Raw genomic sequence first — 22,073 nt, forward strand, 5'->3', positions numbered from 1 at the left:
CAGCCTCTTTAACAAGCAAAATATTGTAACCTGCTTTAGTGGTGTAAATGCTATAGAATAAATCATCCCTAAAAATTAAACTAATAAAAATATCCCTTCGAATACAGTTTTTATTACCCCATAAATGAAAAACCGTACTGTTCTTTTACTCAAACAGTACGGTTTCTCTTTTATTCTTCATATATTTACTCCATACCTTACTTAACTCTATATTCCACCATTTGACTACCTTACTATCAATAGTTTCAATTTCATATTCACCATCAGCCATGAATTTAATTAACTTCCCAACCTTTAAATTCTAGGATTTGTATAAAGAATATTTTTCGTCTAATACATCCATTCTATTATCTATCATTTTCCATTAAATTAATTGCGTTTTCCGCTCATCCATACGAGTTACTTTTCCATCTTTATATACAAACGACTGTTCACCATGACCAGTTGACGGCGGTTCAATTGAATGAATCTGTCCATCCTTCACAACATAAATCATATTTTCCACTAAAGAAATTTCAGCCTTCATTCCTACAATATTTTCTTTGATAATCGGCACCGAAACCACTCCCAAATGTGTTATAATTACTTTGTCGGAGTAAGTTGAGAGTGATCTCAGCTTTTTTTATTTGTCTATAAATACTGCACAACATTTTCCGGAACAAATGATTGTTCCAGTGATAGATGGAGCCGAATTGAAATCGGCTTTTTCTCATCCCGTGCTCGCTTACACATTTCTTCTGCTTCTTCCCATACAAATTGCTTATCCTCCGCTCGTTTGTAACGCCAAATCCCTATTACGTAATCTTCAAACAACTCATACCGCTCATCAGGCGCTGTTGTCAGTTTTAATTCATCAATTGCTTTAGCTTGGCGTGGTATTTGCACAACCACATCTGTATACCTTAATTTTGAATTCAAACGGTGAATATGAGCTTTCTTAGGATCAAATGATAAAACTGGCTCCACGTCAAAAATTGTTAATTGCTTTGGCATTGTTTTTCCCCTCCAATACCTGCAAGCTTGCAATTAAAATTCCTTCAAGCTGCGTTAACGTTAGTTGATCTAATGTTTTTCCGTTAATTTCAGTTAATCCTAATCCCAATAATTTACGAATGATTATTAGTTTTCTACGTTCTACTTCCTGACGTAACAACATGATTAAGCCTCCTGTTGATGGTTGAACTTTCTCTCTAAATTTACAAACTTACTAAATTCTTTAATAAATGCTAGTTCAACAACACCAACTGGACCGTTCCTCTGTTTCGCTAAAATAATTTCCGTTATGTTTTTATTTTCCGTCTCGCGGTCATAGTAATCTTCACGGTATAAGAATGCGATTAAATCCGCATCCTGCTCAATTTGACCATTCTCACGTAAATCTGATAGTAACGGCCTCTTATCTTGCCTACTTTCTACAGCACGACTTAACTGTGATAATGCAACTACACATACATTTAATTCTCTTGCCATCAGTTTTAACTTACGACTAATCTCACCTATTTCTTGCATGCGGTTCCCTCTATGCTTCGGATCCCCTACAATAAGCTGTAAATAATCAATTGCGATTAAAACTTTTTTATCAGGGTACTTACGCTTTAATTTCCTAGCCTTTGCATAAATCTCTTGTATCGTTACATTTGCTTTATCGTAAATTTCTAATGGCAAATCATTAATTAATCCCATTGCTTGACTAATCTTTTCCCAATCCTTTAAGTTACATAGCTTCTTAGGATTCTTTAATTTCGTAGCATCTATATTTCCGGTACTTGAAATCATACGTTTAAGTAACTGCTCCTCCCCCATCTCGAGCGAGAAGATTCCTGTTGCTGTATGAGCACTTGCTGCATGAAAAGCAACGTTTAATACAAATGCTGTTTTCCCCATTGAAGGACGGGCACCGACAATGATTAAATCCCCTTCTTGTAACCCTGCTGTCATTCTGTTCAAGTCGTCATAACCAGTTGGTATACCGGTTAAATCTCCTACATCAATTTGCATGTTCTTGTACAAATCAACAAGCGTATCTTTCAAGTTAAATTCATCTGAGTAACCCGTTTCTTCAATGGCGCTTAATTCATCAATTGATGTACTAATAGCACTCATATCCCTATCTTGCTGAAGGCGGTTATATAAGTTACCAGCAACCTCTTGAGCATGTCTCATTTTCCATGCTTCGATAACTAAGCCTTCGTGATACAAGAAATTTTTAGTAGTCGTAACAACTTCTGTTAAGTTTACAAAGAATTCGATTCCGCCAATTTGATGCATAAAACTTTCATCAAATTTTCCAATGAGAGCAACAAGATCTATCGGAACCTCAGCATCCTCTAATTCTCTCATCGCCTTGAAAATCACTTGATGCGTTGGTGAAGAGAACTGTTTTACCTTTAGCTGACAATCTTTAATTAAATCGCCTTCTTGGATAATGCTACCTAAAACACTTTGTTCAGCTTCTACGTTACGAATCATATCGTTACTCATTGGGCCAACCACGCATTCCGTTGGTTAAGTACTGCAAGTTCTTCTTCTGTTGGAATGTTCCGCTCCCATGCTTGTTGCTGTTGTATTACGTTTTTAGTAGTTTCCGATAAGCCCTTTTGTTGATAAGGTGCTTGTGTCTGTTGCTGAGATTTTGTTAATCGCTGAGCACGAAATGCTTTATCAGCTGCCTCAACATCAGTTACTGTTTTAAAGCCTTTAAGATGCCAATCTCTTAAAATCGTATTTACGTAAGACATGTTTCTCGTATTCTTCTCTAAAGCAATCTCCATAGCCTTAATAACTAGCTCTGCATTTAAATCATCTATCCAAGCATAAATACCATCTGCGATAAAAGGTGTAATGAATCCGAAGTTTTGCTCGTAAAAAGAAATTGGATTAACCTCAACAACTTCTTCCGCGCCTGCGCGTTCTTCTTGTTGTTGTTGTTCTTTTTCTTCTTCTTTTTCTTCTTCCTTGCTAGGGTCTTGGAAGCCCCTTATAAGCCCCTCCAAACGGACTGATAAATACTCCTTAATACGAGGAATTTTAAAATCTTGCTCTTTTTCTAATTGCAAGCAAGTTTCATAGAAATCAACTAAAAAATCCTGGTCCTTCACAGATTGAATCTCTTTTAAAACACACTTTTCAATGTTTACATTTTTAATTGGATTGAATTTCAACCAGTTGATTAAGAACAACTCTTTTGTTTTTTGGTTGTAATTAATTTTTCCATACTCAGCAAAACGTTCTAATAGCTTCATAACAGTTTCACGGTTATATCCTGTATCAGTTTCAATGATACGAAGTGGAAGCTCATAGATTCCTGATTGAGACGTCTTACTGTTTGTCATCAAATATAAGTAGAAATACTTCTCCTCCGGTGTAAGATCTAAAACAAATGAATCCTGCCAAAATGAAACGTGTACTGGTCTATAAACTGCCATATTATTCATCCTCCCGTTTACATATCGCGAATCCGTCCTCTACACGTAATAAGCGATAATTCTTATATCCTATTTTGAGATATTGTTTTACTAAGCAAATTAGGTGTTGCTCTGATGTTGCTTGTTGAAACACTTTAGGGTTCAGCAACACTCTATGTAACGATTTGTCTAAAAGTATGTAGCACACTCCGTTGTTATACGAATGCTAATTTGATATAATTAATCCTAAGATCTTTTGCAAGACCGTTTGTCTATCACTCTGCCAAGTGATAGATCTTTTTATTTTCTACGTGTTACTAACGAAGCGTTAACTCCTCTTGCTCTTAAATCTTTAATCACTACACGATAACTCATCGATGCCTCATGTTCCTCTTTCGTATCACGAAGCATTTTAAATTCCCTTATACATCGCTCCAGCTCTTCTTCCCAGTGATTTGATTCTTCGGTTGACTCTGCATTAAACATGTTATAAATACATTCACTCATACAGTTACGAAGTTTACTCGCAAATGAAAAATCTCCAGGAAGAACTAGATCATGAAGACAATTGTTTTTATCGTTCATGAATTACATCTCCTTTCTAATTAAATTAATGCTGTACGCATCGTTACAACCAGAAAGGAGTTTTGTAGGGGTAAGGGAGGAACAATCCCTTTCTGGTCATAACGACAAGCACAGTGCTTGTCTAGTTAATAAAAATATCTAAAAACCTATTATTTTGGTATAATCTTCCTTGAAAGGAAGGTGATAAAATGGATAAGTTAGAAAAAATTATTGACGTTCTTAAAGAGTTAAGGGAATCTTCTTTAGCAATCGATTCTGAATCAGATTTAAAATCAACAATGCAAAAGTACAGTATGCTTTTCTTAGGCGGCAGTTTTAATAAAATAACTTCTATGGAACTTCGCCACTGTCTACTGACTATCTTTGAATACGAGATTTCGGAAGAAGAGTTTCTTAAATTAATACCAGTTGCTTGCAAATCTCTAGGCATGGAAGTTGAACCATTATCGCGTTTGAAAGAACCTGGACAACTAGTTGGATATTACATTCAACTTTTTAAATAACCTCTCATGGCTAGGGTCTTCAATTGGCTCTAGCCCTATTAACGTTCTAGATTCTTTTAAAGATATTCTCCCTTGTATAAATAAATTGTTTATTAATTCATTTCTCCTATCCTGACAATCTATTTCAGGAGCCTTCTTTTTCGTTTCCATCATCTACACCTCATTTCTTCTTTTATGGATGCTGTACACATCGTTACAACCAGAAAGGAACATTGTAGAGGTATGGGAGGAACAATCCCTTTCTGGTCATAACGACAAGCACAGTGGCTTGTCCAAATGATTTATATAATGTTATAATTGCTTTACGATATTTTTCAGAGCTACTGTTGTCTAGGCGGTAGCTTTTTCTTTTGCCCATTTATGTTTCAAAATAAATGATGCTTCAATAATTTTGATTCGAATCCCCAACAATTTCTTCTCTTGCTTTAACTCAACTGTTTTTGAATCCTCATTGAGTAATTGTGCTATTTTAATTTCACCAGTTAGTTTTGCATCATAGCGAATTAATTCCTTATATTCTCTTAAACTAGGTTTCTTATAATCTACTGTCATTTTCCTTCCCCCTTTACAGCACCTTTGTTAAATTCATTAAGCTATCCACCGATTGAATAATAACGTTTTCTGCCATAGCCTTTTGCAACCAACTTCTTTGTATTTGTTCCATAATGCCAAAATGAACTTGTTCAAGAGCTTGAACTACACATTGAGTAGCTTGGATTGTATCGAATATTTCTTTTGCATGAACTGCGTACTCATGTTTCTTCTTCTCATCATGCTTCCATGACCTTGTTGTAACTTGTAGATTCATGATTTCTTTAGCTGCCGCAATTCCTTCTTCAGCTTGCTTAATATAGTTCATCAATTGTAGATTTACATCTTGAGTTAAGCGTGGATCTGTAGGTGGCAACCCAACACCATAAATATGTTTAATTGCTTGTTGATTCAACTTTGCTCCTGTTGCATGGCACCAATCCATCGCAAGTTCAAATTCTGGTTTAGAAAGTCCAGATTCAATACGGGTTAACCTTTCATGTGTAATACCCAGGTACTTAGATAACCCTTTCTTCGTTTTCAGCTGAACATTATCACAACATTCTCTAGCATTCTGTAATAATTCCCCTATTGCTGAATTGCAGTATATGCTTGTTCCCATATCTGTTCGCCTCCATATTTAGTTTTCAAATGGTTACAATGAACTTAGTACATATGTAACTTGTCTACTTTTCGTATAAAAAGAGAGGAACTATTCCTCAACATTTTCTTTTACTTGTATTTCTTTGATGATGGCCCAACCAGCCTTGTAATATGCTTGACGGATTTTATCAATATCCTTTTGTGATTTTGGCTCAGGAGCCACAACATGGACTTTCGTTTTTCCAAATTCATAAGTCGCCGCATATTCTTCTTGTTGGCTCATGGTGTCACCTCTTGAAGTGCTTTTTATATGTTTATGCGACGGTTCTGTTGGTACTGCCATGTTAGTTGATGGCATTTTCTCACCTGCTTTCCATCTATTAAGTATAAGATTCTTGTACTCTTGTACATCAAATTAAATCCTTTACATCACTACCAAGAATAGTGGCTAATCTAATAGCCTTTTCAAGATTTGGATTACTATAACCATTTTCCCAATTACTTATTGTAGATTTTGTAACTTGCATTTTTTTTGCAAGATCTTGTTGCGTTAACTTACTTTTTTTTCTAGCTCTAATTAATTTGATATTTTTGTTCACTGTCTCGCTCCTTGTATAAGTATTTTGTACTTTTATTATAGGTATAAGATTCTTGTACGTCAATACATTTGTACAATTATCTTGTACAAAGTTTTACAATCCATCTTTATAAGGTACAATATCTTTGTACTTTTTATTAACGGGAGGTGCTAAAAATGTTGAGACAAAGATTAAAAGAGATGCGTAAAACGCGTAAGCTCACTCAGCAAGGATTAGCCGATAAAGTAAATACCACTAAAGGCACCATTAGTAACTATGAGAATGGTCATAGCACTCCCTCAAACGAAATGCTAAAAGATTTAGCGAATGTTTTAGGAGTAACAACAGATTATCTATTAGGAAGAGAAGATGAATCAAGAGTGTCTAATACACTTCCTGATTTAAACAAAAAAGATACTCGTGATATCGCTCGTGACTTAGAAAAGACTTTAAAAGACTTAGAAAATAGCGAAGATGCTTTAATGTTTGATGGAGAACCAATAGACGAACATACAAAAGAAATGATTCGCATTTCTCTAGAAAACTCTATGCGCATGGCAAAACAATTAGCAAAACAAAAATTCACTCCAAACAAGTATAAAAAAGATTGAACGGAGCGAGAAATGAAAATTAAAGACTACGTAATGAAAATCGTAAAAAAACACGGCACAACAAACCCCTTTGAAATTGCTAAACGAAAAGATATTATAGTGTTGTTTGAAGACCTTGGGAATACTCTTGGTTTTTACAACACTTATAAACGCTTTAAATTCATTCATATTAATAATCAAATTAACGAAACTACTCAACAATTTGTTTGTGCACATGAATTAGGTCATGCTGTACTTCATCCTAAAGCAAATACCCCCTTCTTGCGTAACCAAACCTTCTTTTCAGTGGATCGCTTAGAAATCGAAGCAAATACATTTGCTGTAGAATTGTTACTTACCGATGAAATGATTTCTGCTTATAAAGATACTCGTTTATCTATTCAAGAAATTGCGGAGGCTCATGGGATTCCTGGGGGATTCGCTCGTTTAAAAACTTACGTTTATTAAGAAAGCAGGTGTAATTCTATTAAATTATGGAGGATTAATAATGAAAAAATACCTAATACCATTTACAGCGCTCTTTTTATCTATTGGACTAGTTGGTTGTGATACTAACAATCCAGTTAAAGAAGACGAACAACAACATCAAGAAGCTAAAGTCCAACGCCTAGCAGAGGAAAAAACGAAGCAAGAAGAACAACAACGTCAGGAAGCTGAAGTCCAACGCCAAGCGGAAGAAAAAGCGAAGCAAGAACAAGCAGCCAAAGCAGAACAACATCAGAATCAAGAAAAACAACTCGAAGAAAATGATTCCAGTAATCAGTCAGCACCCAAAATAGAAGGACCCGAATTGGAGCGATTCAAGGAGGAGCAAATAAGAAAACTTCAAGCCGCTGATCCAAAAGAGAAAGAGGAAGCTTTCGAGAGGGCGGCAGCCTCTCGTCGTGAACGATTCGAAAGACAAGAAATTGAAAAAATGGATTGCGATACAGCACGTTCTGCTTTATCTCAATTAGAAAAAATGGATGACGATCCGATTGCAAAAAAACAGGTAGTTTATTTTTACGATAAAGTAGCAAGGTGCAACAAATCAGGTAATTAAACAACTTAAAAAATTGTAAGGAGTTGTTCAAAAATGAATGACGTTTGGAAGTTTTTAGTTCCGTTTATTATTTCACTTTTCTCAGCTATTCCAATTATGTATCTCAAACTCATACATTTTAGAGAAAGGGATCGCTTATTTTTAACAAAATTAAACCAGGCTAAATTAAATTTAAGTAATTCAATTGGTATATATATAGTGCTCTTAATAATGCTTTATATCATTCCTGCATCAAGTTTTCTATTCATGGATGGTCTTAGTCTAATGACAAAGTTTGAAAATCAAAATAATTTCTTACTCTTTCTTACGTGTAGTTTGTTGATATGTTCCATCTTCTTATCGCTTACTTTGTTTGTAACAAAAAAATGGAACCCTCATAAAAAACTAATTATGATCCTAGCTTTTATAACTATAATTAGCTCTTTATTTTTTTACTGTCCAGTTTTTGCCTCAACAGTACTATATCTTCGTATTTATAGTGCTTGGGCTTTTATTATTGTAATCCCTATCGCCCTAACTGGTTTCCTGATGTATGTTGTGAATCAAACGACTGAAAAAAAGGAAATTCTATATTTATCAAGGATTGTTTCTGAAGAATATATTAAAGATTTAGACTTAATTCATTCTCATATGGTAGATGACAGTAGAGCATTACTATATGATAGATACCGTTCAAAGGAATATGTATTTTATATATGCGATTATTCAGCAAAGGTATACCTCGAATTTTTAGAAATTAAATCAGTAGATGATGACGATAACTAAAAGTAATAATACATATCAAAAAATTTTCATTAATTTCAAACACACTATGAAAATTTAAATTTTCGTTAGAAACTTCTACAAACGCTTTTAAGTATATAAAAGAAAATCCTTTAAATAGGGTTTTCTTTTATTATTCATTACTTATACTTCTTGAAAATAAACGCCTTTTATATAATAGTTACTAAGCTAAGGAGGTAATCTTATGAAAACCGCAATCTACTTAAGAAAATCCCGCGCTGATCTTGAAGCTGAAGCCCGAGGCGAAGGCGAAACTTTAGCAAAACATCGAACTACCCTGCTGAAAATTGCCAAGGAAATGAACTTAAATGTTTTAGTTGTCCGTGAGGAAATCGTTTCTGGTGAGAGTTTAGTGAAACGACCTGAGATGTTAGCACTGCTCGAAGAAATTGAAGATAACAAATATGATGTTGTTCTTTGTATGGATATGGACCGTTTAGGTCGTGGTGGTATGAAAGAGCAAGGAATCATTTTAGAGACGTTTAAACGCTCGAATACGAAGATTATGACACCTAGGAAGACATATGACCTTAATGATGAGTGGGACGAAGAATACAGCGAATTTGAAGCGTTTATGGCACGTAAAGAATTGAAAATTATTACACGACGTATGCAACGAGGTCGTGTCGCCAGTGTAGAGGCTGGGAATTACCTTGGTACACATGCACCATTCGGATATGATATTCATCGCTTAAATAAGCGAGAACGTACTTTAACGATTAATCCAGAAGAAGCCTCAGTTGTAAGAATGATATTTGATTGGTATGCAAACGAGGATATGGGAGCAAATGCAATTAGGAGCAAATTAAATGATCTTGGCTACAAAAGTAAGCTAGGTAATGAATGGAACCCCTACAGCATCTTAGATATATTAAAGAACAATGTGTACATCGGAAAAGTAACGTGGCAAAAACGAAAAGAAGTAAAACGTCCTGATGCTGTAAAAAGAAGTTGTGCACGACAAGATAAATCGGATTGGATTATTGCCGATGGTAAGCACGAGCCAATCATACCTGAAAGTTTGTTTGAACAAGTACAAGAAAAATTAAACTCAAGATATCACATTCCTTACAATACGAACGGAATTAAAAATCCTCTAGCTGGTATTATTAAATGTAGTAAATGTGGTTATAGTATGGTCCAACGTTATCCGAAAAACCGAAAGGAAACGATGGATTGTAAGCACCGTGGTTGCGAAAATAAATCAAGCTATACGGAATTAATTGAGAAGCGTTTACTCGAGGCATTAAAAGAGTGGTATATTAATTATAAAGCTGATTTTGAAAAACATAAGCAAGATGACAAATTAAAAGAAACACAAGTTATTCAAATGAATGAAGCTGCATTACGAAAACTTGAAAAAGAATTAGTGGATGTCCAAAAACAAAAAAATAATTTACATGATTTATTAGAGCGTGGTGTTTACACAGTCGATATGTTTTTAGAACGCTCGAATGTAGTTTCTGATCGTATTACTGAAATTACTTCCACGATGGAAAACTTAAAGAAAGAAATTAAAACCGAAATTAAGAAGGAAAAAGTCAAGAAAGATACAATACCTCAAGTGGAGCATGTTCTTGATCTGTACTTTAAAACAGATGATCCAAAAAAGAAAAACAGCCTCCTAAAGTCGGTTTTAGAAAAGGCTGTTTATAAAAAGGAAAAGTGGCAAAGGCTCGATGATTTCGAACTTGTGCTTTACCCTAAGCTCCCTCAAGATGGCGACATATAAGCGTTTATGCTTTGTCGTCACCTTGTTGGTGTAATTAGGTTTACTCCATTAAGCCCTAGAGCATCATTCGTCGAAACAGCCAATACGACAGGCTTGCCATTTCTTAACGTCGCTTTCGCTGCCATTAATACTGGAGAGTCTGTCATTGCATTTGCAAATTTACTCATAGAATTCCCTGTTAGTGGTGCAATTACCATACAATCTAGTGGAATTTTAGGTCCTAGTGGTTCTGCACCAACGATTGAATTAATTGCTTTAAAACCTGTTATTTCTTCAATCTTCTTAATCCACTCTGCTCCTTCTCCAAATCTAGTATTTGTTGATTGAACAGTGTAAGAAACAACAGGACGTACTTCTGCTCCCTCAGCAATTAATTTTTCTAAATGAGGCATTACTTCTTCGTACGTACAATGTGAACCTGTAAATCCGAAACCAATTCGTTTCCCCTTCAAACTCATTTCTTTTCCTCCTCCTTTGCAATTGCATCTGCTGCTAATAACTGAGAAAGAACATTTGCTAAAATTTGCCCAGCCGTTTTTGGGGCAACAATACCTGGTAATCCAGGTGCTAGCAATGCTTTGACTCCTCTTTTTTCCGCATATCTAAAGTCGGTACCGCCTGGTTTAGAAGCTAAATCAATCACTAACGTATGAGCTGGCATTTTTGCAATAACATTCGCTGTTACAACGAGATGCGGAATCGTATTAATTACAATATCGATATTTCCTACTTCTTTCTCTATGTCTTGCATATGAAAAGGAGAAAACATCATTTCTGTAATACGTGCAATATGTTCAGAGCGTCTTGCTCCAACTTTGACATGGGCTCCTAATGATTGAAATGCTCTCGCAACACTCATTCCTGTTCTCCCAAATCCTAGAACCATTACATTGGATCCATGAATTGTATAGTCGGTATGTTGAATTACCATCATTAATGTACCTTCTACCGTTGGAATAGAATTGTATATTGCTACATCATCACGATCAAATAATTTAACAAGTTTTCGATTCGTAGTAGATACGAGATTTTCCAAGTAAGGTGTACCAATACCTGAATATATAGTAAAGTGTTCTGGTGTATTTTCAATTTGTTCTTTCGTTATTGAAACTTTTTCATTTGAAAAAATAGTATCTACTTCTCCTTTGGCATTTGTACCGGCAACCGGCAAAATAATTGCGTCTACAGAAGTGAAATCTAAATTTTGTATACTTTCTTTTGCTGCCCCTGTGAAACCATGATCTAACTGATCAAAACCTATCAAAGAAAGTTTCGCATCCAATTCAACTAGCTTACGAATTACTTCTAGCTGCCTTGCATCTCCTCCTATGACAGCAATATGCATCTCAGTCAACATTCCCTAATTCACCTTCTTTTTCTGTCATTTATAAGAAAAGTGCCTACTTTTTCTTTTTCCTCCACATCATATGTAATGTACGAGTTTATGGTGATTGAAAATCCAAATGCACATATGATTTATCAGGTTTCTATGTAGATACAAAAAAAGATGACCAAAATGGCCATCCTTCACTCCGAATTTGAACGATCTATACTATCACAAAGAAGCATATCGTGTCCGACTTTCTTTATTTGACTCCATGCCACTCTTACTTCTTGTGGTTCCTTTTTAAAACCTCCCCACTTCCCTACAGGTATTATAAGTGTTTGTATTTGTCCGTCTTTCTCATTAATCTCTAAATCCATATAACCTAAGGCTCCCATTTTTTCCGCTTTTTCTATATCTACAACCTCTTTACCGCTTAATTCACTTAATCGCATACTCACTCCACTCCCCTACTAAATTTTTCATTTGCATTGTCTATAATTAGTACCTATTCTATATGTATAAAAAAAATAACCTTCTCTCATTTAAAAAGAGAGAAGGTTATTTTCAGATACATCGTAAAAGTTGATTATAGTTTTATTCCTTTTGGAAGTTTTCCATCTGGACTAATTAATGCTGCAGAGAATTCATCTGTAAACATGTTACGAATTAACCCATCTACATTTTCTTTTGTTACAGTGTTTACACTTTCGATAATCTCATCAAGTGAACGATGCTTACGAAGTAGCAATTCATTTTTACCATTACGGCTCATACGACTATTCGTACTTTCTAAACTTAACATTAAGTTTCCTTTTAATTGCTCTTTACTATTAATAAGCTCTTTTTCTGTAATACCTGTATTTTTCAATGTTTCTAATGTTTCTTGCATTGTTTCATACAGTGTATCTAATTGTTGACTACCTGTTCCACCATACAGTGTTAACATACCTGTATCTTCATAAGAAGAATGGTAAGAAAATACTGAGTAAGCTAACCCACGTTGCTCACGTACTTCTTGGAATAAACGGCTACTCATACTACCGCCTAAAACGTTATTTAATACAATTAAGTTATAAATATCTTCGTGTCCCATTTGTAAGCCTTTATATCCTAAACATAAATGAGCTTGTTCTGTTTCCTTTTTACGTGCTACTTTGTTAAAATGGAAAATTGGACTATGTACTTGTTCACGGTTTGTTGTTCCTTCATAACTACCGAAATATTGCTCTACCGTTTGTAAGAAGGCTTCATCAATATTTCCTGCAACTGAAACAACTACATTTTCAGGTGTATAATGATCCTTAATATATTGGCGTAGCGTATCACCTGTAAACGTATCAAGTGTTTCTTCTGTTCCTAAAATAGGATATCCAAGCGGATGCGTTTCATATGTTGCTTTCGTTAACATATCATGCACAATATCGTCTGGAGCATCTTCGTACATTTTAATTTCTTCACATACGACATTCTTCTCTTTTTTCAATTCTTCTTCATCAAATGTTGAATTAAAGAACATGTCAGCTAATACATCTAAAGCATATTTAGCATGTTCATCTAGCACTTTTGCATAGTAACAAGTGTACTCTTTTGAAGTAAAAGCATTCACTTGCCCACCAATACTATCAAATGATTCTGCAATTTCGCGTGCACTACGTGTTTCTGTCCCTTTAAAGAACATATGCTCTAAAAAGTGAGAAATCCCGTTATTTTTTTCATTTTCATTTCTTGATCCCGCATGGATCCAAATACCAATCGCAACCGATCTTACAGTTGGTATATTCTCCATAACTATTCTTACACCATTTTTACAAGTATATTTTTTAATCAAAAACTTTCCTCCTACTGCCAGTTTCTCTAAATAAGTGCTATTATTTAATGATAACAAGTTTAAGGATGAATGTCATGCAAATGTATTTAATCCACACGTTTTTCATCCAGTAATTCTGTTATATTCCCTACTTTATATCCTTGTTCCTTCAATTTTTTAATCATTGTATCTAATGCTTCTGCCGTTGACGAAGTAGGATGCATTAATACGATAGCACCTGGGTGTATTTTTCTCATTACTCTCTGCAATAGTACATCTGGCTCAGGTCGCTTCCAATCGATTGTATCGACAGTCCACATAATCGTTCCCATTTGGAAATCATCAGCGATTTTCACGACTTCATCCCGAAAACTTCCACTCGGCGGGGCAAACCATCTCACCTTTTGATTCGTAGCAGCTTCAATCATTCGATTTGTTTTTTGTAACTGCTCTCGTATTTCATCAGACGATAGCGTTTTCATATTAGGGTGCGTATAAGAATGATTTCCGACTTCTTGATTTGCATCGACAATCATTTTTGCAAATCGTAAATTTTCTTTCACCCAACGTCCTTCTAAAAAGAAAGTCGCCTTCACATCATGCTTTTTCAATATTTCTAATATACGAGGCAAATACTCGTTTCCCCATGCCACATTTATTGTTAATCCCACCATCTTTTTATTCGGATGCCCCCTATAAATTGGAGCAGGTGATAAATCTTCTAAGTGGACACTCGGTGATACTTCCTTAAATTCAAGGTGTTTTTGATCAAATTCCTTTAGCTTCTTCATATTGTTATAGGATGCTTCCATATCAACTTGTCTTCCATTATATCCTGGTGTTGCTTTCCATATCTTATCAATCATCGCATTTTGAGGTGCAATCTCATATTGTTTTGCATGCTTTTGAATTTCTTCATATAAGTTATCCTGTGCAAAAACAGAATAAGAGCCTAAACTGACATATAAAGAAAATATACATATGTATGCCAATATACGAACTTTCATATAAACCCTCCCAAATTAACTATATAAAAAAACATTTTCTTCTTATCTTTGTTAATTTGAGCGTTATAATGAAAACTATACCTATACTGACATAAAAATATATATAAATCATATTTTTACATAACAAAAAAAGCCAGTTAAACTGGCTTTCGCTTATTGCTGCTCTTGTTTGTTTTCTTCTTTAGCAGCTTCTTTTTCTTGCTCTTCTTTTAGCAATACTTTTCTAGATAGATTAACACGACCTTGCTTGTCAATCTCGATAACTTTAACCGTAATTACGTCACCGATTTTTACAACGTCTTCTACTTTACCTACACGCTCAAGTGCAAGTTCAGAAATGTGAACTAATCCATCTTTACCGCTGAATAATTCAACGAAAGCACCGAATTTCTCAACACGTTTCACTTTTCCTTCGTAGATTTCACCTACTTGTACTTCGCGAACGATATCTTCGATAATTTTCTTAGCTTTGTCGTTCATTTCTTGGTTTATTGAAGAAATGAATACTGTGCCATCTTGCTCGATGTCAATTTTAACGCCAGTTTCTTCAATAATTTTATTGATTTGTTTACCGCTCGGTCCGATAACGTCACGGATTTTATCTGGATTAATTGTCATTGTAATAATCTTTGGAGCGTACGCTGATAATTCAGTGCGTGGCTCTGGAATAACAGATAACATATGATTTAGAATGTGCACACGACCAACTTTCGCTTGTTGTAATGCCTCTTCTAAAATTTCACGAGATAGACCATCGATTTTAATGTCCATTTGTAGTGCAGTTACACCTTGTGCTGTACCTGCTACTTTAAAGTCCATATCACCTAAATGATCTTCCATACCTTGAATATCAGATAAAATTGTGTAATGCTCACCAGTTTTAACTAGACCCATTGCAATACCTGCAACTGGAGCTTTAAGTGGAACACCAGCATCCATCATTGCTAAAGTACTACCACAAATACTTGCTTGTGAAGTAGAACCATTTGATTCTAAAACTTCAGATACAAGACGTACTGTGTATGGGAAATCTTTTTCAGATGGAATTACAGGCTCAAGTGCGCGTTCTCCTAGTGCACCGTGACCGATTTCACGACGACCTGGTCCACGCATTGGTCTAGTTTCACCAACACTAAATGATGGGAAATTGTAATGGTGCATAAAGCGTTTTGATTCTTCTACACCAAGACCATCTAAAATTTGCACATCGCCTAATGCACCTAATGTACAAATACTTAATGCTTGTGTTTGTCCACGAGTGAACAAACCAGAACCGTGTGTACGAGATAAAATGCCAACCTCTGATGCTAATGGACGGATTTCGTCACCTTTACGGCCATCTGGGCGGATTTTTTCAACTGTAATAAGACGACGTACTTCTTCTTTTACAATTTTATATAAAATCTCATTTACTTGTCCTAATGTATCAGCGTCAGCTTCCTGCGCTTCGTAATGCTCAATAACACGCTTTTTCACTTCGTTAATTGCATCTTCACGTGCATGTTTCTCATGTACTTGAATTGCTGAATGCATATCTTCTTCAGCCATTTCACGTACAGCTTGGTTAAGATCAGCGTCAACTTCATAAAGTTTCACTTCTGATTTCTCTTTACCTACAGCTTGTACAATCTCTTCTTGGAATGCAATTAGACGTTTAATTTCGTCATGACCAAACATAATTGCTTCTAACATTGTTTCCTCAGGCACTTGATCTGCTCCTGCTTCAACCATGTTAATTGCATCTTTCGTACCAGCTACAACAAGGTGAATATCACTTTGTTCTTGCTGTTCTACTGTTGGGTTAATAACGAATTCGCCGTTAATACGACCAACTGTTGCACCCGCGATTGGACCTTCAAATGGAATATCTGAAATCGATAACGCTAATGAAGAACCAAGCATAGCTGCCATTTCAGAAGAACAATCTTGATCAACACTCATTACGATGCTGACAACTTGTACTTCGTTACGGAAACCATCTGCGAAAAGTGGACGGATTGGACGGTCGATTAAACGACTTGCCAAAATTGCTTTTTCACTTGGACGACCTTCACGTTTAATGAAACCGCCAGGAATTTTTCCGACTGCATATAAACGCTCTTCATAGTTTACTGTAAGTGGGAAGAAATCTACATTTTTTGCTTCTTTTGATGCAGTTGCTGTAGATAGAACCGCTGTATCGCCATATCTTACTAATACTGCTCCGTTCGCTTGTTTTGCAAGCTGACCAGTTTCAACTGTTAGCTGGCGACCAGCTAAATCTATCGAGAAGACTTGCTTTTCTTGACTCATTTAAGTACCCCTCTCAATTTAAAGTATTCAATTCTTCTATGTAAATGGATAGTATATCACAATATTCTACCTCTAGTATTGCCTAAAATTAAGTAAGCTATAAAGCGTAGAAGATATATTTTTACCTAACAAAAAAGCGGGAATATTCCCGCTTCTTTGACTATCGACGTAAGCCAAGCTTTGTGATTAATTCACGGTAACGTGTGATATCGCTATTACGAAGGTAAGTTAGTAAGTTACGACGTTTACCAACCATCTTTAATAGACCACGACGTGAATGATGATCTTTCTTGTGAGTACGTAAGTGCTCGTTTAGAGTGTTAATTTGCTCCGTTAGGACAGCAATTTGAACCTCTGGAGAACCAGTATCAGTCTCATGAGTTCTAAATTGTGCAATGATTTCATTTTTACGCTCTTGTGTTAAAGCCATCCTATTTCACCTCCTATTAATTAAACCCCCAATTACCTAGCAAGCGTCGGTGAGTCGCAATGCCAAGCAATGGTTGTCATAAAGTACATAACATAGAATACTACTTTTCATTTGAAAAAGCAAGTATATTCTTTTCGCTCACAAAATATTCTTGGGCTGTTTTCTTATCTTTTGCGATTTGTTCAACTAACTCATCAATACCGTTGAATTTCTTTTCTGCTCTTATACGCATATGCCACTCTACTGTAACATTTTGATCGTATATATCTTTGTTAAATTCAAATAAATGCACTTCAATTGATAATTGACGCTCATCTTCTTTAAAAGTCGGTTTATATCCAATATTACATACACCATCGTACCATTCACCGTGAACTTTTAATCTCACTGCATAAACACCTACAGGTGGCAATAAATACTCATCACTTAAACCTACATTAGCTGTTGGAAAACCAATTTGACGTCCACGTTTGTCGCCGTGTATAACTGTTCCCGCTACAGTATAGGCTCTACCTAAAATAGATGGAATTTGCTCCATTTCGCCATTTCGAATTAACTTTCGTAATGCTGTAGAACTTACTTTCTCTTCTTGAAATTCAACTTTTTCAATCACAGTCTGTGTAAACTCCCCTCTTGCATGAAATGGTAAAGTCTCCATCTTTCCTTTTCCTAAACGTCCATATGAATAATCAAACCCTGCTACTACATGCTTTACATTTAAACCAATAATATAATCATCTACAAATTGTTGCGGTAATAACCCTGCAAATGATTCATCAAATTTAATTACATATAATATATCGATTCCTAAGCTTTCGACTATTTTTTCTTTATCGCGCATCGGTGTAATATACTCCACATGCGCATCCTTTTTTCCTAAAACAACAGATGGATGAGGATGAAATGTCATAACTGCACTTTTATATCCTCGGTCGTCCGCTATTTTTTTCGCAGTTCGAATTACACATTGATGTCCTAAATGAATGCCATCAAAAAATCCTAATGCCATTACAGTAGGTGGTAATTCTAATTTATTTTGTTCATGTGGATGAGTTAAATGAATAAGTTTCACGCTTGAATTCACCTTTTTCTGTAATAATCCTTCCAATAATTCATTATAGCTTTAGTTCTTGATTATTCACAAGTACTTTCATCGGCTTTAACATACCAGGATGTTTCGGATGATGTTCATAAATTGCTAAGCAACGATCATTTTTATCAAACACTGTAATAAATGGTGCTGTTATTTCTAATTCATTTTTTAAGAACATACCATTCTTTATTTTCTCTGCTTGCTTTTCATCTACAACCATTTTTGGAAACTTACTTAATGCTTCATCAATTGAAATGAAGATAGACTCTACTGTTCCATTTTGCACGTTTTCTTCAATTTCTTCAAATGATATGCAATCTTCTAATAAAAATTCACCAGATGCCGTTCTTATAAGGTGCGACATATGTGATGGGAAACCAAGTTTTTCCCCGATCATTACAGCTAACGTTCTTACATATGTTCCTTTACTACACGTTACACGGAAACGGAATGAAATATTTTCTCCTTCAAAAACTTCACGATCATCAAGTAATATGAATTCATGAATTATAATTGTACGAACTGGACGTTCCACCTCTTGCCCTGCTCTTGCATATTCGTATAATTTTTTCCCGTTTACTTTTACAGCCGAGAACATTGGTGGCATTTGTTCAATCGTGCCTGTTAATTCCGCAAGGACTTTCTCTACTTCCTTACGAGTAATAGTACGATCTACATTTTTCGTTTCAACAACCTCACCAGAAGCATCTTCAGTTGTCGTTGAAAACCCTAATGTTACTTCACCTTCATATGTTTTCGTTTCACTTGTTAAAAATTGTGCAATTTTCGTTGCTCTTCCAACGCAAATTGGTAATACTCCTGTTACATCAGGGTCTAATGTTCCCGTATGACCAATTCTCTTTTCTCGCAATATCTTTCTTAATTTAAATACACAATCATGTGATGTCATGCCTTTTGGCTTATGTAATAATACTACACCTTCCATATATGTTCACCTCATCATAATTCTCTCGTAGTAAATATCCAAAACTTATTTTGCATTGAAAAAATGGATAGACAAATGTCTATCCATTATTCTTCACGTTTACCGTCTTTATTAATTTCATGTAAAAGTGTATCAATTCGATGACCATATCCGATAGACTCATCAAACTCAAAGGTAATTTCTGGTGTTTTACGAAGACGAATACGTTGGCCAATTTCTGAACGAATAAAGCCTTTTGCCTTCGCTAAACCTTTTAAAGTATTTTCTTTCTGTTCTTCATCACCTAAAACAGAAATATATACTTTAGCAATTTGTAAATCACCACTCACTTGTACATCAGTTACTGTAACAAATCCAATACGTGGGTCTTTAATTTTACGACTGATAATGTCGCCTAATTCTTTTTTCATTTGCTCGCCCACACGGTTCGCACGTAATTTCATAACTCTTCACCTCATTCAATACCATTCCAAATGTGTTATTGTACGTTCAATTTCAGGAAATGAATCGATGTACTCAAGTACACGATTCATTTCTTTCTCACAGATAACACGATTTGAGGATACGGAAACAACTGCAATTTCTGTACGTTGCCATACATCTTGGTGCCCAACTTCAGAAACAGCTACATTATAGCGCTGTTTTACACGAGTTAACACACGTTGTAAAATTGCACGTTTCTCTTTTAAAGAATGCACATCGTAAATCATACACTCGAATGAGAGTGAAGCGATAATCATCGCTTCACTTCTTCCATAATGTACGCTTCAATGATGTCCCCTTCTTTAAGATCATTATATCTCTCAATTGTAATACCACACTCATAGTTTTGTGCAACTTCTTTTACGTCGTCTTTGAAACGTTTTAACGTATCAAGTTGTCCTTCGAAAATTACTACGCCGTCACGGATAATACGTACGCCACTATCACGCGTAATTTTACCGTCTGTTACGTAACAACCTGCGATTGTTCCAACTTTTGTTACTTTAAACGTTTGACGAACTTCTGCTTGACCGATTACTTTTTCTTCGAATTCTGGATCAAGCATACCTTGCATAGCTGCTTCAATCTCTTCGATTACTTTATAAATAATACGGTGTAAACGAATATCAACGTTCTCTAATTCAGCTGTACGCTTCGCGTTCACATCTGGACGTACGTTAAATCCAATTACAATTGCATTAGATGCAGAAGCTAAAATGATATCAGATTCTGTAATCGCACCTACACCAGTGTGAATGATTTTAACTTTTACGCCTTCAACATCAATTTTACGAAGTGATGCTGCCATCGCTTCAACAGAACCTTGTACGTCTGCTTTTACGATTAAGTTAATTTCTTTTACATCGCCCTCTTGGATTTGTTGGAATAAATCTTCAAGGCTTAATTTAGATTTCTCACCACGTTGTGCAACTAACGCTTCTTGTGCACGTGATTCACCAATTTGACGAGCTTTCTTCTCATCAGCAAATGCCATGAAACGATCTCCAGCCTGTGGTACTTCGTTTAAACCAGTAATTTCAACAGGAGTTGATGGACCAGCAACTTTTACACGACGACCAATATCACTTACCATTGCACGAACACGTCCGAATGAAGTTCCAACAACGATTGGATCTCCAACTCGAAGCGTACCATTTTGAACAAGTAATGTCGCGATAGTTCCTTTACCTTTATCAAGCTGTGCTTCGATTACTGTACCAGTTGCATAGCGGTTTGGATTTGCTTTATATTCTTCTACTTCACTTACAAGAAGGATCATTTCTAGTAAGTTGTCAATGCCTTCGCCTTGAATTGCAGAAATTGGTACGAAAATAGTATCTCCGCCCCAAGCTTCTGGAACTAATTCATATTCAGTTAGTTCTTGCATTACGCGATCAGGGTTTGCAGCTGGTTTATCCATTTTATTCACAGCAACAATAATTGGTACTCCTGCTGCCTTCGCATGGTTAATTGCTTCAACCGTTTGTGGCATAACACCGTCATCCGCTGCAACAACAAGGATTGTAATATCCGTTACTTGTGCCCCACGAGCACGCATCGTTGTAAATGCTGCGTGACCAGGTGTATCTAAGAATGTAATCTTCTTATCGTTTACTTCAACTTGATATGCACCGATATGCTGAGTAATTCCACCCGCTTCGCCTGCAGTTACTTTTGAGTTACGAATAGAATCCAGTAATGTTGTTTTACCATGGTCAACGTGTCCCATGATTGTAACTACAGCTGGACGTTCTTTTAAGTTCTCTTCATCATCTTGCTCATCAATGAATGTTTCAAACTCAGTCTCGCTTACAATTACTTCTTCTTCTACTTCAATACCGTAGTCGTTAGCAATTAACTCAATTGTATCTTTATCCAAGTCTTGGTTAATTGTCGCCATAATTCCAAGCATGAAGAGCTTCTTAATAATTTCAGATGGCTCTTTGCTTAATTTTTTAGCAAGATCTCCTACTGTAAGGCTTCCAGAGAAAGTAATTTTATCTGGTGTTTCTACAATTTGAGTTTGTTGTCTACCAGCAAAGTTCTCTTGACGTTTGTCTTCGTTTCCTTTGCCTTTTTTCTTTTTCTTATTGCTGTTCTTTTTACTGCGAACAACTTTTTCTTCTACTTCAAACTCATCTGCAACAGAAGGTTTTTCAGTTTGATATTCATTATCTAATTTATTTACTACTTCATCGTCTAACATTGTCATATGATTCGAAACCTCGATATTCATTTCTTTTAGTTTTGTCATAAGATCTTTACTTGAGATATTATGTTTTTTTGCATATTCATGCACTCGAATTTTACTCATAC

28 protein-coding genes and 1 pseudogene are annotated in these 22,073 nt (G+C 35.5%); 6 read left to right on the forward strand and 23 right to left on the reverse strand.

Going from position 1 to position 22,073, the window contains the following annotated elements:
- Positions 1-145: 145 nt before the first annotated feature.
- The 7 genes from DN407_RS32200 to DN407_RS18695 all read right to left on the reverse strand — a co-directional run bounded on the left by DN407_RS32200 (position 146) and on the right by DN407_RS18695 (position 3,989).
- Positions 146-271 carry a hypothetical protein gene (locus DN407_RS32200; protein ID WP_254915756.1) on the reverse strand — a complete coding sequence of 42 codons (126 nt, stop codon included), beginning with the start codon at positions 269-271 and terminating at the stop codon, positions 146-148.
- 93 nt (positions 272-364) lie between these two features.
- The gene (locus DN407_RS18665) at positions 365-556 is read right to left on the reverse strand and encodes a DUF3954 domain-containing protein (protein WP_086389448.1); all 192 of its coding nucleotides are present in this window, start codon (positions 554-556) and stop codon (positions 365-367) included.
- 74 nt (positions 557-630) lie between these two features.
- Positions 631-993 (reverse strand): cell division protein SepF, encoded by a 363-nt coding sequence (locus DN407_RS18670; RefSeq protein WP_149216581.1) that lies wholly within the window; start codon positions 991-993, stop codon positions 631-633.
- Complete coding sequence (locus DN407_RS18675; protein ID WP_089148379.1) at positions 968-1,156, reverse strand: hypothetical protein; 189 nt, start codon at positions 1,154-1,156, stop codon at positions 968-970. Before DN407_RS18675 ends, DN407_RS18670 begins: the two co-directional genes overlap by 26 nt.
- Before the next feature lie 2 nt (positions 1,157-1,158).
- On the reverse strand, positions 1,159-2,481 hold the full coding sequence (gene dnaB / locus DN407_RS18680; protein WP_149216582.1) for a replicative DNA helicase: 1,323 nt from the start codon (positions 2,479-2,481) through the stop codon (positions 1,159-1,161).
- On the reverse strand, positions 2,478-3,425 hold the full coding sequence (locus tag DN407_RS18685; RefSeq protein WP_149216583.1) for a DnaD domain-containing protein: 948 nt from the start codon (positions 3,423-3,425) through the stop codon (positions 2,478-2,480). Before DN407_RS18685 ends, dnaB begins: the two co-directional genes overlap by 4 nt.
- 279 nt (positions 3,426-3,704) lie before the next feature.
- Positions 3,705-3,989, reverse strand: a complete 285-nt coding sequence (locus tag DN407_RS18695) for a hypothetical protein (RefSeq protein WP_149216585.1) — start codon at positions 3,987-3,989, stop codon at positions 3,705-3,707.
- Positions 3,990-4,177: 188 nt separating this feature from the next.
- Between DN407_RS18695 and DN407_RS18700 the strand changes: the two genes are divergently transcribed.
- The gene (locus tag DN407_RS18700) at positions 4,178-4,492 is read left to right on the forward strand and encodes a hypothetical protein (RefSeq protein WP_086407747.1); all 315 of its coding nucleotides are present in this window, start codon (positions 4,178-4,180) and stop codon (positions 4,490-4,492) included.
- Positions 4,493-4,822: 330 nt separating this feature from the next.
- Here DN407_RS18700 and DN407_RS18705 read toward each other — a convergent pair whose 3' ends face one another.
- From DN407_RS18705 to DN407_RS18720, 4 genes are all read right to left on the reverse strand, one after another.
- On the reverse strand, positions 4,823-5,044 hold the full coding sequence (locus tag DN407_RS18705; RefSeq protein ID WP_086389452.1) for an RNA polymerase subunit sigma: 222 nt from the start codon (positions 5,042-5,044) through the stop codon (positions 4,823-4,825).
- A gap of 13 nt (positions 5,045-5,057) precedes the next feature.
- Positions 5,058-5,645 carry a hypothetical protein gene (locus DN407_RS18710; protein WP_000537277.1) on the reverse strand — a complete coding sequence of 196 codons (588 nt, stop codon included), beginning with the start codon at positions 5,643-5,645 and terminating at the stop codon, positions 5,058-5,060.
- 90 nt (positions 5,646-5,735) lie between these two features.
- Entirely contained in the window at positions 5,736-5,984 is a 249-nt protein-coding gene (locus DN407_RS18715; RefSeq protein ID WP_002082295.1) for a hypothetical protein, read from the reverse strand.
- 52 nt (positions 5,985-6,036) lie between these two features.
- A complete protein-coding gene (locus DN407_RS18720; RefSeq protein ID WP_065845234.1) occupies positions 6,037-6,225 on the reverse strand; it encodes a helix-turn-helix transcriptional regulator in 189 nt (62 codons plus the stop codon).
- Positions 6,226-6,380: 155 nt separating this feature from the next.
- Between DN407_RS18720 and DN407_RS18725 the strand changes: the two genes are divergently transcribed.
- From DN407_RS18725 to DN407_RS18745, 5 genes are all read left to right on the forward strand, one after another.
- The gene (locus DN407_RS18725) at positions 6,381-6,815 is read left to right on the forward strand and encodes a helix-turn-helix domain-containing protein (protein ID WP_063548461.1); all 435 of its coding nucleotides are present in this window, start codon (positions 6,381-6,383) and stop codon (positions 6,813-6,815) included.
- Between the two features lie 12 nt (positions 6,816-6,827).
- On the forward strand, positions 6,828-7,262 hold the full coding sequence (locus DN407_RS18730; RefSeq protein ID WP_086389454.1) for an ImmA/IrrE family metallo-endopeptidase: 435 nt from the start codon (positions 6,828-6,830) through the stop codon (positions 7,260-7,262).
- A gap of 40 nt (positions 7,263-7,302) precedes the next feature.
- Positions 7,303-7,857, forward strand: coding sequence for a hypothetical protein (locus DN407_RS18735; RefSeq protein ID WP_149216586.1), 555 nt, complete (start codon positions 7,303-7,305; stop codon positions 7,855-7,857).
- Between the two features lie 33 nt (positions 7,858-7,890).
- Positions 7,891-8,622 (forward strand): hypothetical protein, encoded by a 732-nt coding sequence (locus tag DN407_RS18740; RefSeq protein ID WP_149216587.1) that lies wholly within the window; start codon positions 7,891-7,893, stop codon positions 8,620-8,622.
- A 202-nt stretch (positions 8,623-8,824) separates the two neighbouring features.
- Positions 8,825-10,372: a recombinase family protein gene (locus DN407_RS18745; RefSeq protein ID WP_149216588.1), complete on the forward strand. Its 1,548-nt coding sequence runs from the start codon at positions 8,825-8,827 to the stop codon at positions 10,370-10,372.
- Positions 10,373-10,404: 32 nt separating this feature from the next.
- Here DN407_RS18745 and dpaB read toward each other — a convergent pair.
- The 12 genes and pseudogenes from dpaB to infB all read right to left on the reverse strand — a co-directional run.
- A pseudogene (gene dpaB / locus DN407_RS18750) lies at positions 10,405-10,830 on the reverse strand (dipicolinate synthase subunit B); the annotation flags it as partial.
- Complete coding sequence (gene dpaA / locus DN407_RS18755) at positions 10,827-11,729, reverse strand: dipicolinic acid synthetase subunit A (protein WP_000954735.1); 903 nt, start codon at positions 11,727-11,729, stop codon at positions 10,827-10,829. The pseudogene dpaB and the gene dpaA, both read right to left, overlap by 4 nt.
- A gap of 170 nt (positions 11,730-11,899) precedes the next feature.
- Positions 11,900-12,151, reverse strand: coding sequence for a YlmC/YmxH family sporulation protein (locus DN407_RS18760; protein WP_001239756.1), 252 nt, complete (start codon positions 12,149-12,151; stop codon positions 11,900-11,902).
- A gap of 134 nt (positions 12,152-12,285) precedes the next feature.
- Complete coding sequence (locus DN407_RS18765) at positions 12,286-13,527, reverse strand: M16 family metallopeptidase (RefSeq protein WP_000592989.1); 1,242 nt, start codon at positions 13,525-13,527, stop codon at positions 12,286-12,288.
- A gap of 86 nt (positions 13,528-13,613) precedes the next feature.
- Entirely contained in the window at positions 13,614-14,513 is a 900-nt protein-coding gene (locus tag DN407_RS18770; protein WP_000868232.1) for a polysaccharide deacetylase family protein, read from the reverse strand.
- A 153-nt stretch (positions 14,514-14,666) separates the two neighbouring features.
- On the reverse strand, positions 14,667-16,805 hold the full coding sequence (gene pnp / locus DN407_RS18775; protein ID WP_000076737.1) for a polyribonucleotide nucleotidyltransferase: 2,139 nt from the start codon (positions 16,803-16,805) through the stop codon (positions 14,667-14,669).
- 160 nt (positions 16,806-16,965) lie between these two features.
- Complete coding sequence (gene rpsO / locus DN407_RS18780) at positions 16,966-17,235, reverse strand: 30S ribosomal protein S15 (protein ID WP_001229392.1); 270 nt, start codon at positions 17,233-17,235, stop codon at positions 16,966-16,968.
- A 100-nt stretch (positions 17,236-17,335) separates the two neighbouring features.
- Positions 17,336-18,307 carry a bifunctional riboflavin kinase/FAD synthetase gene (gene ribF, locus DN407_RS18785; protein ID WP_000766704.1) on the reverse strand — a complete coding sequence of 324 codons (972 nt, stop codon included), beginning with the start codon at positions 18,305-18,307 and terminating at the stop codon, positions 17,336-17,338.
- Positions 18,308-18,350: 43 nt separating this feature from the next.
- On the reverse strand, positions 18,351-19,274 hold the full coding sequence (gene truB, locus DN407_RS18790; RefSeq protein WP_087967423.1) for a tRNA pseudouridine(55) synthase TruB: 924 nt from the start codon (positions 19,272-19,274) through the stop codon (positions 18,351-18,353).
- Between the two features lie 86 nt (positions 19,275-19,360).
- Positions 19,361-19,717, reverse strand: a complete 357-nt coding sequence (rbfA, locus tag DN407_RS18795) for a 30S ribosome-binding factor RbfA (RefSeq protein ID WP_000776437.1) — start codon at positions 19,715-19,717, stop codon at positions 19,361-19,363.
- Positions 19,718-19,732: 15 nt separating this feature from the next.
- Positions 19,733-20,014: a DUF503 domain-containing protein gene (locus DN407_RS18800; protein ID WP_000582367.1), complete on the reverse strand. Its 282-nt coding sequence runs from the start codon at positions 20,012-20,014 to the stop codon at positions 19,733-19,735.
- Positions 20,011-22,071: a translation initiation factor IF-2 gene (infB, locus tag DN407_RS18805; protein ID WP_000036343.1), complete on the reverse strand. Its 2,061-nt coding sequence runs from the start codon at positions 22,069-22,071 to the stop codon at positions 20,011-20,013. The genes DN407_RS18800 and infB overlap by 4 nt, the downstream gene beginning before the upstream one ends.
- Positions 22,072-22,073: the final 2 nt, after the last annotated feature.

The organism is Bacillus sp. JAS24-2 (assembly GCF_008274905.1).
GTDB classification, from domain to species: domain Bacteria; phylum Bacillota; class Bacilli; order Bacillales; family Bacillaceae_G; genus Bacillus_A; species Bacillus_A cereus.

Excerpts from the sequence above, each read along its gene's own strand:
- DN407_RS32200 (WP_254915756.1), bottom strand. The coding sequence starts at position 271 with ATGGCTGATGGTGAATATGAAATTGAAACTATTGATAGTAAGGTAGTC.
- DN407_RS18670 (WP_149216581.1), bottom strand. The coding sequence starts at position 993 with ATGCCAAAGCAATTAACAATTTTTGACGTGGAGCCAGTTTTATCATTT.
- DN407_RS18675 (WP_089148379.1), bottom strand. The coding sequence starts at position 1,156 with ATGTTGTTACGTCAGGAAGTAGAACGTAGAAAACTAATAATCATTCGT.
- dnaB (WP_149216582.1), bottom strand. The coding sequence starts at position 2,481 with ATGAGTAACGATATGATTCGTAACGTAGAAGCTGAACAAAGTGTTTTA.
- DN407_RS18685 (WP_149216583.1), bottom strand. The coding sequence starts at position 3,425 with ATGGCAGTTTATAGACCAGTACACGTTTCATTTTGGCAGGATTCATTT.
- DN407_RS18695 (WP_149216585.1), bottom strand. The coding sequence starts at position 3,989 with ATGAACGATAAAAACAATTGTCTTCATGATCTAGTTCTTCCTGGAGAT.
- DN407_RS18700 (WP_086407747.1), top strand. The coding sequence starts at position 4,178 with ATGGATAAGTTAGAAAAAATTATTGACGTTCTTAAAGAGTTAAGGGAA.
- DN407_RS18705 (WP_086389452.1), bottom strand. The coding sequence starts at position 5,044 with ATGACAGTAGATTATAAGAAACCTAGTTTAAGAGAATATAAGGAATTA.
- DN407_RS18710 (WP_000537277.1), bottom strand. The coding sequence starts at position 5,645 with ATGGGAACAAGCATATACTGCAATTCAGCAATAGGGGAATTATTACAG.
- DN407_RS18715 (WP_002082295.1), bottom strand. The coding sequence starts at position 5,984 with ATGCCATCAACTAACATGGCAGTACCAACAGAACCGTCGCATAAACAT.
- DN407_RS18725 (WP_063548461.1), top strand. The coding sequence starts at position 6,381 with ATGTTGAGACAAAGATTAAAAGAGATGCGTAAAACGCGTAAGCTCACT.
- DN407_RS18730 (WP_086389454.1), top strand. The coding sequence starts at position 6,828 with ATGAAAATTAAAGACTACGTAATGAAAATCGTAAAAAAACACGGCACA.
- DN407_RS18735 (WP_149216586.1), top strand. The coding sequence starts at position 7,303 with ATGAAAAAATACCTAATACCATTTACAGCGCTCTTTTTATCTATTGGA.
- DN407_RS18740 (WP_149216587.1), top strand. The coding sequence starts at position 7,891 with ATGAATGACGTTTGGAAGTTTTTAGTTCCGTTTATTATTTCACTTTTC.
- DN407_RS18745 (WP_149216588.1), top strand. The coding sequence starts at position 8,825 with ATGAAAACCGCAATCTACTTAAGAAAATCCCGCGCTGATCTTGAAGCT.
- dpaA (WP_000954735.1), bottom strand. The coding sequence starts at position 11,729 with ATGTTGACTGAGATGCATATTGCTGTCATAGGAGGAGATGCAAGGCAG.
- DN407_RS18760 (WP_001239756.1), bottom strand. The coding sequence starts at position 12,151 with ATGCGATTAAGTGAATTAAGCGGTAAAGAGGTTGTAGATATAGAAAAA.
- DN407_RS18770 (WP_000868232.1), bottom strand. The coding sequence starts at position 14,513 with ATGAAAGTTCGTATATTGGCATACATATGTATATTTTCTTTATATGTC.
- pnp (WP_000076737.1), bottom strand. The coding sequence starts at position 16,805 with ATGAGTCAAGAAAAGCAAGTCTTCTCGATAGATTTAGCTGGTCGCCAG.
- rpsO (WP_001229392.1), bottom strand. The coding sequence starts at position 17,235 with ATGGCTTTAACACAAGAGCGTAAAAATGAAATCATTGCACAATTTAGA.
- truB (WP_087967423.1), bottom strand. The coding sequence starts at position 19,274 with ATGGAAGGTGTAGTATTATTACATAAGCCAAAAGGCATGACATCACAT.
- rbfA (WP_000776437.1), bottom strand. The coding sequence starts at position 19,717 with ATGAAATTACGTGCGAACCGTGTGGGCGAGCAAATGAAAAAAGAATTA.
- DN407_RS18800 (WP_000582367.1), bottom strand. The coding sequence starts at position 20,014 with ATGATTATCGCTTCACTCTCATTCGAGTGTATGATTTACGATGTGCAT.
- infB (WP_000036343.1), bottom strand. The coding sequence starts at position 22,071 with ATGAGTAAAATTCGAGTGCATGAATATGCAAAAAAACATAATATCTCA.